The 16,011-nt window shown below is 61.3% G+C and carries 14 protein-coding genes; 8 read left to right on the top strand and 6 right to left on the bottom strand.

Annotation, left to right across the window (positions count from 1 at the left end; translation table 11 throughout):
* Positions 1-7 precede the first annotated feature (7 nt).
* From QUV18_RS18700 to QUV18_RS18690, 3 genes are read right to left on the bottom strand one after another with little or no spacing between them, the layout of a single operon-like run.
* Positions 8-712, bottom strand: a complete 705-nt coding sequence (locus tag QUV18_RS18700) for an ATP-binding cassette domain-containing protein (protein ID WP_300895615.1) — start codon at positions 710-712, stop codon at positions 8-10.
* Between the two features lie 21 nt (positions 713-733).
* Entirely contained in the window at positions 734-1,462 is a 729-nt protein-coding gene (locus QUV18_RS18695) for an ATP-binding cassette domain-containing protein (protein WP_300895614.1), read from the bottom strand.
* Between the two features lie 24 nt (positions 1,463-1,486).
* Positions 1,487-2,812, bottom strand: a complete 1,326-nt coding sequence (locus QUV18_RS18690; protein ID WP_300895613.1) for an ABC transporter substrate-binding protein — start codon at positions 2,810-2,812, stop codon at positions 1,487-1,489.
* Positions 2,813-3,121: 309 nt separating this feature from the next.
* Here QUV18_RS18690 and QUV18_RS18685 point away from each other — a divergent pair, with 309 nt between their 5' ends.
* The 3 genes from QUV18_RS18685 to QUV18_RS18675 are packed head-to-tail and all read left to right on the top strand — an operon-like array spanning position 3,122 to position 6,577.
* Positions 3,122-3,799: a response regulator transcription factor gene (locus QUV18_RS18685; protein ID WP_300895612.1), complete on the top strand. Its 678-nt coding sequence runs from the start codon at positions 3,122-3,124 to the stop codon at positions 3,797-3,799.
* 17 nt (positions 3,800-3,816) lie between these two features.
* Complete coding sequence (locus tag QUV18_RS18680) at positions 3,817-5,364, top strand: ATP-binding protein (protein ID WP_300895611.1); 1,548 nt, start codon at positions 3,817-3,819, stop codon at positions 5,362-5,364.
* The gene (locus QUV18_RS18675) at positions 5,354-6,577 is read left to right on the top strand and encodes an ABC transporter substrate-binding protein (RefSeq protein ID WP_300895610.1); all 1,224 of its coding nucleotides are present in this window, start codon (positions 5,354-5,356) and stop codon (positions 6,575-6,577) included. The genes QUV18_RS18680 and QUV18_RS18675 overlap by 11 nt, the downstream gene beginning before the upstream one ends.
* A gap of 131 nt (positions 6,578-6,708) precedes the next feature.
* Here QUV18_RS18675 and QUV18_RS18670 read toward each other — a convergent pair whose 3' ends face one another.
* Positions 6,709-7,632, bottom strand: a complete 924-nt coding sequence (locus QUV18_RS18670) for a LysR family transcriptional regulator (protein WP_300895609.1) — start codon at positions 7,630-7,632, stop codon at positions 6,709-6,711.
* A gap of 660 nt (positions 7,633-8,292) precedes the next feature.
* Between QUV18_RS18670 and QUV18_RS18665 the strand changes: the two genes are divergently transcribed.
* The 3 genes from QUV18_RS18665 (at position 8,293) to QUV18_RS18655 (ending at position 12,474) form a co-directional block, all read left to right on the top strand.
* Positions 8,293-9,933 (top strand): class I adenylate-forming enzyme family protein, encoded by a 1,641-nt coding sequence (locus tag QUV18_RS18665; protein ID WP_300895608.1) that lies wholly within the window; start codon positions 8,293-8,295, stop codon positions 9,931-9,933.
* Positions 9,934-10,125: 192 nt separating this feature from the next.
* Complete coding sequence (locus QUV18_RS18660; RefSeq protein ID WP_300895607.1) at positions 10,126-11,700, top strand: AMP-binding protein; 1,575 nt, start codon at positions 10,126-10,128, stop codon at positions 11,698-11,700.
* 36 nt (positions 11,701-11,736) lie between these two features.
* Positions 11,737-12,474: an SDR family oxidoreductase gene (locus tag QUV18_RS18655; protein ID WP_300895606.1), complete on the top strand. Its 738-nt coding sequence runs from the start codon at positions 11,737-11,739 to the stop codon at positions 12,472-12,474.
* A gap of 48 nt (positions 12,475-12,522) precedes the next feature.
* On the opposite strand, the gene QUV18_RS18650 is transcribed toward QUV18_RS18655, so the two are convergent.
* Positions 12,523-12,999, bottom strand: a complete 477-nt coding sequence (locus QUV18_RS18650; protein WP_300895605.1) for a thioesterase family protein — start codon at positions 12,997-12,999, stop codon at positions 12,523-12,525.
* A gap of 206 nt (positions 13,000-13,205) precedes the next feature.
* On the opposite strand from QUV18_RS18650, the gene QUV18_RS18645 reads away from it, so the two are divergent.
* Entirely contained in the window at positions 13,206-14,012 is an 807-nt protein-coding gene (locus QUV18_RS18645; protein ID WP_300895604.1) for an enoyl-CoA hydratase/isomerase family protein, read from the top strand.
* Positions 14,013-14,055: 43 nt separating this feature from the next.
* Positions 14,056-14,832 (top strand): enoyl-CoA hydratase/isomerase family protein, encoded by a 777-nt coding sequence (locus tag QUV18_RS18640; protein WP_300895603.1) that lies wholly within the window; start codon positions 14,056-14,058, stop codon positions 14,830-14,832.
* Between the two features lie 55 nt (positions 14,833-14,887).
* Here the strand turns inward: QUV18_RS18640 and QUV18_RS18635 are convergent, their stop codons facing one another.
* A complete protein-coding gene (locus QUV18_RS18635) occupies positions 14,888-16,009 on the bottom strand; it encodes a CoA transferase (RefSeq protein ID WP_300895602.1) in 1,122 nt (373 codons plus the stop codon).
* Positions 16,010-16,011: the final 2 nt, after the last annotated feature.

Genomic DNA, 16,011 nt, shown 5'->3' with positions numbered 1-16,011 from the left:
TGCCTCGCTACGATGAGAATGAGAAACCCGAAGACGCCTCGCCTTTGAGCTTGCCTGCATGCATGCCAATGATGCGATCGACGCGGCCCTCGAGAAGCGAAACGTTCTGCTCTGCGATGAACATGGCGCTTTCCTTCAGGTCGATGGCCAGAAGGGCTTCCATCACGCCGATCCCGATCTTCGGCGCCAGTCCGAGCGACGGCTCGTCCGCGAGGTAAAGCTTGGCGTCAGTCATCAGGCCGCGGCCGATAGAGACCATGCGCCGTTCGCCCCCCGAGAGCCGGCCAACCGGGGTCTTCATCAGCTTGCGCAGCGGTTCGAACAGGTCGAGCACCGCCTCTTTGCGTTGCTTGCGTGTGCGCCATGCTTCTGGTGTGAAGGCACCGCTATCAAGATGTTCTTCTACCGTGAGGCCGTTGAAAATCTCGTCACCCTGAGGAATGATCGCCAGACCCTTGCGCACGATCTGGTGCGTATAGCGCCCTGGACCCTGGCTGCGGGTTCTGCCGATTTGCTCTCCGTTCAGAAGGATCGAGCCGCGCTGCCAGCCGGTCAGACCTGCAATCGCGTAGAACAGGGTCGTTTTCCCGTGGCCGTTCAACCCGACGATCCCGACCCGTTCTCCCGGCTTTATGACCAGGTCGAGATCGTGAATCACGCGCAATGGGCCATACCCGGCCGAAAGGCCCTCAACTTTCAATACTTCCGTCATCGGTGTTCCCCGGTTTACGCTTCAGGCCGCTTCGAAATAGGCGGCACGAACCGCCGGGCTGTTGACCACGTCATCCAGTTCGCCCTGCGCGATCACCTCACCGGCATCCATCACGATGATACGGTCGGCAATTGAATCGAGCAGTTCCATCCGGTGCTCGACGATGATCACGGCGATGTTCATTTCCTTGGAAAGCATCCGCAGAATTTGATCGATCTCGTCAATTTCGGCATTGATGAGCCCTGCTGCCGGTTCGTCCATCAACAGCAGTTTCGGAAACCGCATCAGCAGGTTTGCCAGGAGCAGCTTGCGCCTTTCGAAAGTCTTGAGCGAGGTCGTGGGTTTGTCATATGGCGCGGTAAAATGTACGAGCGACGCACCGTATTCCGCATCGAAACGCGTGAGGTAAGGCTTGTACGCCTGCCGCGACGCCTTGAACGTCTCTCCGACGGTCAGGTCGTCGCAGACGATCGGTGTCTGATACGTGCGCCCTATTCCGAGGCGCGCGCGCTGAAAAAGACGCAGGTCGGTAATGTCCTGCCCTTCGAAACGCACGCGCCCGGACTTGGGCCTGTACCGCCCGGACAGGATCTCGAGCAAGCTGGTCTTCCCGGCACCGTTCGGCCCGATAATGCCCAGCACTTCGCCAGGCTTCAGGTCGAACCCGATATCACGAAGAATCTCACGCCCTCCCAGGTCGAGGGCAAGGTTCTCGCAAGAGAACAACGGGGTTTCCGACGGCGCAGTCATTCCAGCTTACTCCAGCTCATTCGTTCACCACCACGGCGCCGGGCGCAGCGAGGATTCGGCGATTTCGTTGGGCCAGATGATCTTGTGCTCGCGGTCCTGTACCTGCACGTAGAGCTGGCTCATGCCGCCATCGAGCGCCGCCGACTGGTTGCCGAAACCGTTATCGGGATAGTGCAGCGCTTCCTGGAACTCGTTGTTCATGTCCATCATGCCGCAAACGCCCCGGTACGGGTTCGTGCGGATCCAGTCGACATTGGCCTTGAAGTCGGTATGGTCGCCTGTCGCGACCCATGCCGCGGCAAGGTACTGAACGATGTCATAGCCGTTGCCGGTGTAGACCAGCCCCATGTTCCCTTCGTATTCCGGGAACTTGGCAAGGTACTTGGCACGGAAATCCTGGCCCGTCTGGTCGCCATAGACGCCCAGCACCGTGGACCAGCAGAAACCTTCGGTGGCGCGTCCGCCCAATTCAAGGAACTCGGGCTGGGACGGACCGTACTGCAGGTAGACCAAAGCGCCCGGAACGGGGTCGGCCTGAAATTGCTTGCAGAACGAGGCATATTCGGCCGCGACCCAGTGATTGATGAAGATGGCGCCTGCATCGACTTCCTTCAGGCGCCGAATGACCGGGCTCCAGTCGTTCACCGGGTACTGGATATCGGTGTTTTCCGTCAGCTCGAAATCGGACTTGGCCAGAGATTCCCGCGCCGCGCTCAGGATCGTCTGGTTGTAACCGACCTGCTCGGAAACGATGTGAACCTTGCGGTTCTTCGGCGTCCAGCCCTGCTTCTCCTCCATGGCTTTCAGCCACAACGGATAGGTCCAGCCATAGTTCACCTCCGAGGGGTCGGTCTGAAGAATATGGCTGTATTTCTCGGGGTTGGAGCGGAACTGCTCGGTGGCGTTCCGCTGTGTGTTGCCGTTCAGGTACGGGCATTTGTACTTGGCGGATTCATCCATCGCCGGGATCGGCGCGAAAAGGAACGAGTTCGAAATCGCGTGCACTTGCTTGTCGATACACGCCGCAATCGCCTGTCGGCAGCTTTCAGGAGACAGCTTGTCCACGTCGGGGACGAAGATATCCAGCTCACGACCGTTCACGCCACCGGCGGCGTTGATCTCTTCCAGCGCCAGCTTGGTGCCGTTCAGATGGTCGGTGTCGTCGGCAACGCCGTAGGGCGTCGAGAGCGAAGAGGGAACGCCGATGAGTATCTTGTCATTGTTCGCGGCGATCAAAGCGGGCGCCGACAGGCCCAGGGCCGCCGTAGAGGCACCGCCGAGCGCCAGCGTCTTAACGGCAGTGCGTCGGGTCATACCACCCATGGGGAGACCGGTCTTCGAATTGGTCATGTTATGCTCCTTGTTGGATATCGCCATCGGCACGCGTCATCGCCACCGATCTTGACTAGTGTTTTTGTCTAGATAGTTTTCAATAATGTCTAGATTGACTCAGGGCCATGTGTCTATCTATTATTTTCAAAATCTAGAGCCCCTCAAAAGATTTGCCCCGAAATGTGCAAAAATTAGGCTTATGGCCTTTCGTCACATCACCGGACTCCGTTGCATTGAGTTCCGGTGTCGTCTAGATGGTTTGGCGGTAAATGGTTGCGCTGATAACTGGTCGGCGCCTCAGTGGAACATCGAAGGAAATCTAACGGCATGGAAAAGCAGGCGAGACCTCCGATGACAATCCTTATCGCGGATGATCATTGGGTGGTGCGCGGGTCGTTGAAACAAGTCGCAAAAAGCCTCGATGAAGACTTCGAAACCATTGAGGCGGAAAGCTTTCACGATGCCCTCGAAACGCTGGAAGCCCGGCCCGATATCGGCCTGGTACTGGTTGATCTCATCATGCCCGGATTCAACGAGTTCGACGGCCTCAAGCTGCTCCGCTCCAAGTTCCCCGAGATTCCCTTCGTCGTCATTTCCATACACGAAGACCCGGACTACGTACTTCGCGCCATCAGTCATGGCGTGGTTGGCTACATTCCGAAGTCCGCGAACGCAAAACAGATCAAGACTGCCCTCACACGCATCATCTCCGGAGAGGTGACGTTCCCAAGGGAAATTCTGGCAAGCGTGACCCCCGGGCCGCTCGTTGCTGAGGAGCCGTCCAATCCCAGTCCGATCGAGGGCCTGACCGATAGGGAGAAACAAATCCTGTGTTGCCTCGGGTCGGGTCTTTCGTTGCAGGATATTTCTGAAAATCTTGGAATAAGCCGTCAGACTGTCCGCGTGCACTTGGGCAATGCGATGAGAAAACTGAACATGAACACCCGCGAGGCAGTGATCCATTATGCGACGGAGAACCTCGCGAAACTGAAGGCAGAGGCTTAGAGGGATGCAAACTTGTAATGGAGCCGGCTAGCGCACTGGCGAAGGGCGTCGAAGCCTTGGACTTCGGGGTTGCCGTGTGGTCAAATACCGGCGCCCTGCAATTCTGCAACAAAGCATTCTCTAAACGTTTCGGTAAAGCCTCGCCGGAAAGTCTGGCGGGATTTAGCCGAGAAGAGTTTCTTGGCGAAATTCTGCGCTGCTCCGACCTGATCGTCACAACGCCTGCGCAAACATGGATTGAACAGCAGATCGCGAATTTCGAGAACAACGAGAGAAATCGCTTGCTTTTCTCCGATGGCTCTATCCACCAGCTGCGCCATACTCCCATGCCCGGTGGTGGTACCATCACCGTTCTCAGCGACTTCACCGAGATCATTCGCAGCGAGCGCTCCCTTGAAAAGGAACGAGACAAATCCGCCGAGTCAGAGCGCGTGAAATCGAGGTTCTTGCGGGCAGCCAACCATGACCTGCGCCAGCCGCTCGCCTCCCTGAAAATCCTGATATACAACTGCATCGAGGCGCAATCCGACGAAGAGCGCGAGCAACTGCTTCACAACATGGACGTTTCCGTGTCCATCATGGAAGATCTGCTTGGCGCGCTGCTGAACATCGGCCAGTTGGACGCTGGCCGCGTGGAACCGAAGATCTCGACATTCCAGGTCTCCATGATCCTTGAACGCATGCAGATCCAGTTCGAGCATCTCGCGACGGAAAAAGGACTCGATTTCCGAGTAATGCCCTCAAACGTCGCGCTGAGTAGCGACCGCGCGCTCCTTGAGAGAATTGTCAGCAATTTCGTCGCCAATGCAGTGCGTTACACCGACACCGGCCGTGTTCTCGTGGGATGTCGCCGCAAAGGTCGGAACCTCCGCATCCAGGTTACGGATACCGGACCAGGTATTCCTGAAACGCATTACGAAGACATCTTCAAAGAGTTCTTCCGCATTTCTACCAAGCATTCCTACCGGAAACATTCGCTAGGGCTTGGCCTGAACATCGCCAAGCGCATGGCAGATGTTCTGGATCACAGGATATCCGTTACGAGCACACCGGGCAAAGGGTCGACTTTCTCGATTGACGTTCCTATCGGCAGTGTTTGGCACTCCGACATGGGCGAGCCGGACATAAACGAACGTGTTGGCGGAGAATTCAGCGGCTTGACCGCACTCGTCATAGAAGACGACGATATCTTGAGGGATGCGCTCGTCTCGCTTCTCGAAAGATGGGGCATGACCGTCATTGTTCTCGACAGGTACGATAACCTGCAACCGTCCATTGCCGACTTGGAAAACGAACCTGATCTGATCATTACCGACTACAGGTTACAGGGCGCGGTTCAGGGAACCGATCTCGTCATTGAAATCAACGATACGCTGGAGAAGCCCTGTCCGGCAATCGTGGTAACGGCGGACACCAACCCGGACCTGATCAAGAGCATCAGGCAGCAGGGCTTTCCGGTCCTAATAAAGCCGGTCAGCCCCCCCAGCCTGCGCGTGACGATGCACAACCTTCTTTATGAACCCGAACTCGTCCCAGAAATCTCCGGCCGCACCGATGACGGATGACACGATCCCGATAGGAAGCATGATCCCGCTTTCCGGCCCGTCGGCCGCCGATGCACGGGAGTTCCGCAATGGCATGCTGATGGCCGCAGACGAGATCAATCAGCGTTCAGGCATTCTCGGAAGAAAGATCGAGCTGTTCTTCGAGGATACCGGCTCCCAAAGCGCGCCGGAAGTCGTGCGCGCGGCTCGTCATCTGATCGGCCACCACAATGTTCACGCGATCATAAATGGATACAACATCGGCTCGCAGAATTCCGAATACGAAGTCATTGCGGATGCCGGAATTATCTACATCCACCATAACACGCTGCTCCAGCACCATGACACCGTCATGAGCGACCCAGACAGGTATTTCGGATGTTTCATGGGAGACCCGGCGGAATACTGGTATGGTCAGGGCTTCATCAAGTTCCTGTCATGGCTGCGCGAAACCGGTCAGTGGGAACCGCGCAACTCACGCATTGCCATCATCTCGGGGAACAAGCCGTATAGCGTGGTTATCGCCAACGCGATGGCATCGGCGACCGGCCAGTTTGGCTGGGACCTCGTCAAGCGCCCGATCGTGGTCAAGTCGAGCACCGAGAACTGGGACGAAATACTCGACGACATCCGAGCTCACGACCCCGCGGTCCTCGCCACGACGCAATTCTATTCCGGCGACCTGGCAAGGTTTCATCTAAAGTTCATGGAAAACCCTTTGCCGTGCCTGCTCTACCTGCAGTACGGGGCGATGCACAGGACATTCAGCGAAATCGTCGGTGACAAGGGCAAGGGCGCGATCGTCGGCACAGTGATCGGTCTTCCACGCGACGAGATCGGAAAGAATTTTTCGCGCATGTATACCGAAAGGTTCGGAGCGAACTCGACGCCGGAAGTCGGATGTCAGCCCTACACTTCACTGCACCACTACGCGATAGCCGCGGCCATAGCTGGACGTACCGGGGGTCCGGGCGAAGCGCAGGTCAACAGGCAAGTCGCACAGTGCCTGTTGAATTACACTTATCGGAGCGTCGCGGGGACAATTCGGTATCACCCCAAATGGCAGTCCGTTGTTCCCTACCCCGATGCCGTTCGCGACCCTTCGCTGGGGTTGCCGCATCTCTTCTACCAGATCCAGGGACCAGACCAGGAGCGCGCATTGATTGCACCAGAGCCCTACGCTGACAGCCAGTTCGAGTTGCCACCGTGGCTCAATAACGCGTCGGTCGGCTGATCCACCAAAAACCTGCCGAAATGGCAAAATGCAATTCGTTCGAGGTGCTGCAAATCCGATTGCGACGCCCTTCTTCCGGCAGTCATGTGTGAAAAAGATGCAAAGTTTTCATTTTACTTTTCAATACTTTGTCACGTTGGACGCAGCAAAGGATATCTCAGGACAGCCTCGTCCACCGACGACTTGAGTGTTTCTAGGAACATCTCGCTGAGGATCGACTGTGGCCGCTCTGGGGGAAGGATCATGCTTGGCCTTATGAGAATTTCCGGCCGGAAAGGGATCAGGCGGATACCGGGGATGGGGTTCGTGAGAAGCGGAAACGGGTCTATGATCGAAATTCCGGCACCCTGGCGGACGAGAGAACATCCCACCATCGATTGGTTGATCGCGATTGACTGGGGAAAGGGCTGCTTGGCGTCCCGAAAAGATTTCCGCAGCATCATGCCGGAATAGGTGTCGTCGGCGAAGCAGATCAGCTTCCTGTCGACAAGTTCCTTCGGCCCCAGCGAGGTGCGTTCGGCAAGCGGGTCGTCATCCCGGACAACGCAGGCCACTTCGGCTTCGCATAGGGGAATGGTCTCGAACAGGTCGTTTCCGATAGGCACGTCGACCAGTCCCACATCGGCCTGATTGTTGGACAGTTCCTCGATCACGGCCCGCGTGGACAGCGACTTGATCTGCACCGCAACCCGCGGTTGTTCCAAGGAAAATTTCGCCACGGCCTCGCACAGAACCGTGGACGACAAGGTCGGGGAGGCGGCGAGGGTGAGACGGCCGACCTGACCATTCTTGATCTCGTCGGCGAGGTGTTCGACGGAGTTGAGGACGCCGAAGAGGCGTTCGACTTCGGGGAGGAGGGTGTGGCTGTCGGGGGTGGGGTGGAGGCGGCCCTTGATCCGTTCGAAGAGCGTGACCCCCATCCGGCCTTCCAGCGTCTTGAGTGTCTTGGTCAAGGCCGGCTGCGAAACATTGAGGACCCGGGCCGCGCCCGAGACCGTGCCGATCTCCATAATTACCTTGAAAACCTGGAGATGGCGGACGTTGATCCTCGGCATTCGTTCCTCGGTGACTTGTCTTGGACGCGTCCAGAATGGACGCAAAGGCCGGGAAGGAACACCCCCAATCTGCCGGCGGTCCGGACCGGTTAACGGACATGTTCCAGCCGAAACGGGGCCTTTTCGGAGCGTCGGTATCACGTCGGTATTACGTCGGTATTTTGTCGGTGCGATTTACCGGCAGGCCGGAAGGCACGTGCGTTAACACGCCCGGCATCGTGCCGGGCCCCTGCCCCGGCAAGCTTCGGGAACCGCGTCCGGGGCGCGACCTGAGAGACATAACATTTTCCCACAAGGTTCTGGACGAAAGGCTATTGGCCTTGTTCTCGAGCCAGCGACTAAGCTTCAAGACAACCCGCCAGCGGGGAGTCAGCAACGGGAACGAACTCACATGGCACAGCGCACGGTGAATTGGTGGCACATCCTTGCTGACGGGGTCGGGAGGGCCATGCGCCTTCGGGTCGACCTTCCAGAAGACGGCAGGGACATGCGGCTGTCGGGACCGGGCGCCCTGCGGCGCGGGAGAGATCCGCTGAGGTAGACGCCACCGACCGGCGCCCGCCACTTTCGGGCAGTCACGCCGCCGCAGAACGCAAGCCTTCACTGCAAAATCGGAAAAGCCAATTTGTTCCGGCGCCCCGGAACAGAAAGACGAAACGTGTGGACAAGAAACTGAATTCTACAAGCTCATACCTGCAGGATGTCACGTCGAGACTGGCGGATATCGAGGCGCGCCCCCTGCCATCGAACCTGGGCGAGCTTATCGATGCAGCGGCGGCCGAGGGCGGGGACCGCATCGTGTGGAACTTCTTCGAGGCCGGGGAGACGGAAACCTACGAGGGGATGCGCCAGCGTGTGAACCACCTGGCGCAGAGGCTGGAGGGCATAGGCATCGGCAAGGGCAGCCATGTTGCCGTGATGCTGCCGAACATCCCGGCCTTTCCGCTGACGTGGTTCGCGCTGGCCAAGATCGGGGCGGTGATGATCCCGGTGAACACCGGCTACCGAGAGCGGGAGCTGGGCTACGTTCTGGGCGACAGCGAGGCGGCGTTCATCGTGCTTCACCGCGATCACGAGGCGGCCTTCGAGGGGGCCAGGGCGCATCACGGCGTGGCGATCCCCGACGCGGCGGTCATCGGTCTGGGCGGGGCGGGGTATGGCCATGACCTTGAGGAGATGATCAGCGGCAAGGCCGAGCGTTTCATCCCGAAGGATGCGCCCACGTCGCAGGACCTGATGAACATCCAGTACACGTCGGGCACCACGGGCTTTCCCAAGGGGTGCATGCTGACCCATGAATACTGGATGGTCGCCGGCATCTCGAACGCGTTCCGGGACGGCCAGAGCTATGACAGGCTGCTGGCCTCGACACCGTTCTATTACATGGATCCGCAGTGGCTTTTGCTGATGACGCTGCTGCACCGGGGCACGCTTTTCGTGGCGAGGAAGCAGAGCGCGTCGCGCTTCGTGGGGTGGCTGCGCGAATACGATATCAATTTCTGCCTGTTCCCATGGATCGCCTACAAGCAGCCACCGCGGGCCGATGACCGGCTGAACAGCGTTGTACGCGCCAATATCTACGGCGTCCCGAAGAACCTTCATGCGCTGATCGAGGAACGGTTCGGCATCCGGGCACGCGAGGCCTTCGGCATGACGGAGCTGGGCCCGGCGATCTTCATGCCGCTCGAGGGCGACGAGATGGTGGGCTCGGGCTTCTGCGGGATCCCGGGGCCGTTCCGGCGGTGCCGGGTGGTGAACGGCGCGGGCGAGGACGTGCCCGCGGGCGAGCCCGGAGAGCTGCTGGTGTCGGGCCGGGGCATCATGCAGGGATATTACCGCAACCCCGGGGCAACGCAGGCGGCGCTGATCGACGGGTGGTTTCATACCGGCGACCTGTTCGTGAAGGACGAGAACGGGTTCTACCGGATCATCGGCCGGCAGAAGGACATGGTCAGGCGGAGCGGCGAGAACATCGCGGCCCGCGAGCTCGAGACCGTTCTGAACGCGTTTCCGGGCATTGACGAGGCGGCCATCGTACCGGTGCCCGACGAGATGCGCGGGGAAGAGGTGAAGGCCTGTATCGTGCTGAGCGAGGGCAAGAGCGGAGCCACGCGCCTGCTGGACCGGATCATCGCGCATTGTGAGCGGGAACTGGCGGCCTTCAAGGTGCCGCGTTTCTACGAGTTTCGCGATGCCCTGCCCCGGACCGGTTCGTCGAAGGTCGCCAAGCGCAAGCTGCAGGACGAGAGCGGCGATCCGCGGGCCGGCTGTTTCGACCGCGTGACGGGGAAATGGGTGTGAGGCGGATGGCGGAAGATTCCCCTTCGGACGCTCGGTCCTGGCCGGGGCACGCCGCCCCGTGGAGTTCCCGCGGGCCCCGACAGACCAGTTTCATCAGGCCGGCGAAGGCTCCGGCCCCGAACCATCGAGGTGAAGCGCATGGCAATTGAGAATGCAAATGTTCCGCCACGTGAAGTGTGCGTTCTGCCGGCAATGCTGGATGACCAGGCCGGGCGCAGGGGCGACAAGCCCCTGATCCTGTTCGAGGGCGACGAGGCCTGGACCTATGCCGAGGCGCGCACGGTCGGGCGGCGAACGGCGGCGGCACTTCAGGCGCTGGGTATCCGGCGGGGCGAGCCGGTCCTGGTGTGGCTGCCGAGCACGAGCACGATCGTGCGGGTGCATTTCGGGCTGAGCTACATGGGCGGGATCTTCGTTCCGATCAACCTGTCGCTTCGGGGCGGAACGCTGGAACATATCGTCCGGAATTCCGAGGCGAAGACGATCATCTGCCATGCCGAGCTTCTGGACCGGCTGGCGGTCATCGAGCTTGGCCAGCTCGAGCGGGTCGTCGTCGTGGGTGGCGAGCCGGAGGGCGACCTTCCGCTGGAGTACCTGCCGGAAGAGACGCTTTGGGGCGACGAAGCCGGGTTCTCGGAACCGCAGCCGCCGATCCAGCCGTGGGAGCCACATGGCATCTTTTACACGTCCGGCACGACGGGCCCGTCGAAAGGCGTGATTTCCCCGCATCTTCATACCGCGGTGATGGGCAAGCGCGCGTTGCGCTTCTTCCAGGAGGATGACCGGTTCCTGATCAACCTGCCCTATTACCATCTTGGCGGGGCTCTGGTGCCGCATGCGGTTCTGGGGTTCGGGGCGTCGATGGCGCTCATGAAGGATTTCTCGACCTCGACCTTCTGGCAGGAGGTGCGCCGGCTGGAGGCGACCTGTTGCTTCATCCTGGGGGCGGTGGCGAAGTTCCTGATGAACCAGCCGCGGCGCGACGATGACAGCGACAACCCGCTGCGGACGGTCATTCAGCAGCCCCTGCCCTCCTACGCCGCGGAATTCTCGGAGCGGTTCGGCGTCAGCCTTTATACCCAGCTCGACATGACGGAGATGGGCCCGGCGGTGATGTCGCCGCTGATCACCGACCAGACATTCGCCCATGGCTATTGCGGGCGGGTCGAGAACGAGTGGGGCAATTTCGAGGTGAAGATCGTCGACGAGCACGATTTCGAGCTGCCGCATGGGCAGGTCGGCGAGCTGGTCGTGCGGTGCGACATGCCGCACGTGATTTCGCCGGGTTACTGGGCGATGCCGGAGGCCACCGCGAAGGTCTGGCGGAACGGGTGGTTTCACACGGGCGATACGCTCTACCGCGACGAGGAGGGGAATTACTATTTCGTGGACCGCACCAAGGAGGCGATCCGGCGCCGCGGCGAGAACATCTCGTCGGCCGAAGTGGAGAACGAGGCGCTGGCGCATCCGGAGGTCAGAAATGCCGCGGCCGTGGCGACCGAAAGCGACATGGGCGAGCAGGAGGTGCTTTTGATCGTCGAGATCGACGCGGACTCGCGCCTGACGCAGCGGGACCTGCTGGAGTTCCTGGTGCCGCGGATGCCGCATTTCATGGTGCCTCGCTACATCCGGTTCATGGAGAAGATGCCCTATACGGAGACGCACAAGATCCAGAAGCTGCGGCTGCGCGAGGAGGGCATCAGGGCGCCCGGTGTCTGGGACCGGGAGTCGGAAGGGATCAAGATCAAGCGACAGGTCATCGGGTGACCGGTGGCCGGGCATAACGGAAGGAAGGTCGACACCATGGAAGAGAAACTCGTACTCGTGGCAGGGGCGTCGGGCGGTATCGGCGCGAGCGTGTGCCGGCGGCTGGTTGAGGACGGTTACAGGGTGGTGGGCACCGACCTGAACGAGGAGGCGCTGAGCGGGCTGGGCGCGGAACTGGGCGAGCGGTTCATCGCGAAGCCGGCGGACCAGACGGACATGGCGGCGATGGAGACGCTGGTGGAGGAGGCGGAGGCCGGGCATGGCGGCATCCATGGCTTCGTGAACGTGACCGGCTGGACGGCGGCGTCGCGGTTCGAGACGGAGAACGTGGAGTATTGGCAGAAGGTGATGAACATCAATTTCATGTCGCTGCTTTACCTGGCGCAGCCGGTGCTCAGGAAGATGGCCGAGCGGAAGGCGGGCCGGATGGTCTTTGTCGCCTCCGACGCCGCGAGGGTCGGGACGGCGGGGCAAGCTGTCTATTCCGGGGCGAAGGGGGCGGTGATTGCCCTGTCGAAGAGCCTGGCACGAGAGAATGCGCGCAACGGGATCACGGTGAACTGCGTGGCGCCCGGACCGACGAAAACACCACTTTTCGAACATGAAATGGAAAACAATCCACAGATGGTCGAGAAAATCATCAAGGGAATCCCGCTCAGGCGCGCGGCCGAGCCTTCGGACCAGGCGGCGGCGATCACCTTCTTCCTGAGCGACGAGGCTGCTTACATCACCGGCCAGACGCTGAGCGTGAGTGGCGGGCTGACAATGATTTGAAATCAACGGCTTGCGCGGCGATCTTGCCGCGCGGGCCGGGCCGGCGCCTCAGCGCCGCGACAATCCGGTCGGCCTGCCGATGAAGGCGGGCCATTCTTCGTCGTGATCGGCCCTCAGGCGTTCGAGCCGCGCCTGCGTGGCCGCGTCGAAGGTGGCGACCGACGGAGCACTGTCAGGCTTCTGTTCCACATAGAGCGAGACGTTCTCGTAGGCCGAAATGCGCGCACCCGCATGGGACATCTCGAAACAGGTGTGCAGGCGTTTGCCGTCGAAGGCGAGGATGCGGCCGGTCACCGACAACGCGGCCCCTTCCTTGACCTCCCGGAAAAAGAGGATGCGGCCCTCGACCGAATAGACCGTGCGGCCGGTTTGCAGGCGGTGCGTGCTGCCGATTTCGATATCCTCGAGAAACTTCGTCATCGCGTCGGTGAAGATGCGGTAATAGACGGGCTCGGTCAGGTGCCCGTTATAATCGATCATGTCCGGCGTGACGGTGAGTTCGAGGATCGTGGGGGGTGGAGCCATGCGCGGAACCTGCCTTGCTGTCGTTTCGCCGGCCATACTGGAGCGCCGCCCGGGCGCCGGCCAATCTCTAATGGGAAAGTCGGGTGCGCGCCGGGGTGATGGGTGCCACCCATAACCGACGCTATGCGATCAGGGTTCCAAACTCTATTGGCCCCCTGCCCGCCCGGCTTGGCATAAACGTCGGCAAAAGCCCAAGGAGTACCGCATTGACCGACCGTTTCGACAAATACCAGCGCCTTGTCTGCGACCGCCCGCACCCGCACGTGCTTCGCGTCACCATGACCAACGGCAAGATGAACACGGTTGACGAGGTGATGGCCCGCGAGCTTGTCACGATCTGGCGGGATATCGACGAGGATCCGAGCGTGCATTCGGTGCTGGTGACCGGCGCGGGCAAGGTGTTCTCGGCCGGGGGCAGCTTTGACGCCGTCGAGGCGGTGGCCGATGATTACCAGGTTCTGCTGGGAAGCTGGAAGGAAGCGCGCGACCTTGTCTACAACATCCTCAACTGCAGCAAGCCCGTCGTCAGCGCGATGCGCGGGGCCGCCGCCGGGGCCGGGATCGTCGTGGGCCTTCTGGCCGACGTCTCGATCGCCACGAAGACCTGCAAGCTGATCGACGGGCACACGCGGCTCGGCGTTGCCGCCGGCGATCACGCGGCCATCATCTGGCCCCTGCTGTGCGGCATGGCGAAGGCCAAGTACTATCTGCTGACCTGCGACCAGCTTGCCGGCGAAGAGGCCGAGCGGATCGGGCTTCTGTCGATGGCCGTCGAGGACGAGGAGCTCGAGGAGAAATCCCTTGGCGTGGCGATCCGGCTGGCCGACGGGGCGCAGAGCGCCGTGCGGTGGACCAAGTATTCGCTCAACAACTGGCTGCGGCAGGCGGGGCCGATCTTCGATACCTCGCTGGCGCTGGAGTATATCGGTTTCATGGGCCCCGAGGTGCGCGAAGGCGTCGCCTCGTTCAAGGAAAAGCGCGACCCGGTGTTTCCGAAGGACGTGCCGCTTTGAGACGCGCCGCGAGATGTGACAACCGGGAGCGCGGGAGGACGAGATGCCGCTGATCTACGAAACCAAAGGCCATATCGGGTATTTCCGGATCGAGAACGGCAAGGTGAATGTTTTCGACCCGCCGATGCACCGGGAATTCCTGAAGGCGCTGAAGCGGTTCGAGAGTGACCCGGAGGTGAAGGTCGGCGTGATCTCCGGCGCCGGAGAGAAGGCGTTTTCGGCAGGCGACGACATGAAGTTCGAGCAGCGCCTCGCCCCGCCCGCGGAACGGCTCGAGCGGCATTTCTTTCCCGAGCACCATAACGAGAAGGAAATGGGTTATCCGGGCGATGACCGGGCCGCGATGGCATTTCGCCGGCGCAAGCCCGTGATCGCCGCCGTCAATGGCTGGTGCCTTGGCCGGGGGTTGATGTACCTGCTGCATCACAGCGATATCCGGATTGCCGGTGCCTCGGCCAAGTTCGGTTTTCCCGAAATAAGCTTCGGAATGGGCGGGACCAGTGGCCTGACCCTTATCCAGAAGCACCTGCCCCGCAACGTTGCGCTTGAAATGGTGCTGACCGGCAAGCCGATCGACGCGAAACGGGCCGAGGCGGTGCACCTGATCAACCACGTGGTGCCCGACGAGGACGTGATGCGGTTCGCGGAAGAAATCGCGGCGGGGATCGCGGAGCACCCCGCCTCTGCCATCCGGACGGAAATGGAATCGTACCTCTGCACCGAGAACCTCGACCACGACACGGGGCTGGCGGTGGGCGAGCATATCTACCGGCTTCAGCGGCTGGTGACGGATGTGAAGAACAGCGACGTCGAGTTCTGACCGGTTTGCCGCATGGTTTACGGGCGCGTCTTTCGGCGCGCCCGTTTTCATCTGGTCAGTCTGTCCAGGCCTTGCCTATCTCGTCGGGGTCGCACTGGCGGTAGGCCTCTCTTGCCCTGGGCGGCCGGTTGTCGATCCAGGCGGGGAAGAGGACGTGAACCGCGCCGTCGCTGGTGCGGTGGAAGATCCGACGCTCGACGAACTGGGGCCATTCGAGCGCCTCTTCGAAGGTCAGCAGGAGCTGGAAACAGCAATCCGCCGGTTCGAGAAGGGCCGCCCATTCGGCGGCGGGTTTCGCCTGGAAAAGCGCTGCGAGGTCGGCCGAGAGGTCGAGCTGGGGCATGGGTTCGCGGAACCGTTCGAGCCAGTCCTCGCGGCCGATGGCGTGGCAGAAATTCTTCCAGAACTTGGGTTCTTCGGCGCCGAGGCCGATGAAGCGGTCATCGCTCGTGCGGTAGATGTTGTAGGCGGCGAGGCCGCCATCTTCGAAATCGCGGCCCCGTTCGGGACGCTCGCCCGCCATGGCGGCGGCGAGGATATGGCTTTGCCAGGACAGGGCCGTGTCGGTCATGCTGACATCGATATGGGCGCCGAGGCCCGTGCGCCCGCGCCGCAGGAGGGCAGCGAGGATGGTGGTGGCGCCCTGCATGGCGGAGGCATAGTCGGAAATCGGCGTGCGGGCGATCACCGGGGTTTCGGGCGTGCCCGATACATGGAGCGCGCCGGCGGCGGCCATGTAGTTGAGGTCGTGCCCGGCCTTGGCGGCATAGGGGCCGGTCTGGCCGAAGCCCGAGATGCTGCAATGGACGAGTGCGGGGTTGGTTCGCGTGAGCACGTCGCGGCCCAGCCCGAGACGGTCGAGCACGCCGGGGCGGTAGGATTCGATGAGCACGTCGGCCTGCGCGATCAGGTCGAGGGCAATCTGGCGGTGCGCGTCGGTCTTGAGGTCGAGGAAGGTGACCCGCTTGCCGCCGTTCATGGCGTGGTAGCCGGGGGCCGTCCCGTCGATGCGGGCGGTGCCGAGGTGGCGCATTGGGTCGCCGGCGGGCGGCTCGATCTTGATGACGTCGGCGCCGAGCTCGGAGAGCATCAGCCCGGCATAGGGGGCCGGGATGTACTGGCCCATCTCGACGACGCGGATGCCGTCGAGCAGGGGGGCGTCTTCCGGGTTGGCCATCG

The sequence above is a fragment of the Roseovarius sp. genome, from assembly GCF_030373445.1.
Taxonomy (GTDB): Bacteria; Pseudomonadota; Alphaproteobacteria; order Rhodobacterales; family Rhodobacteraceae; genus Roseovarius.
This window is presented reverse-complemented; position numbering and strand designations above follow the sequence as displayed.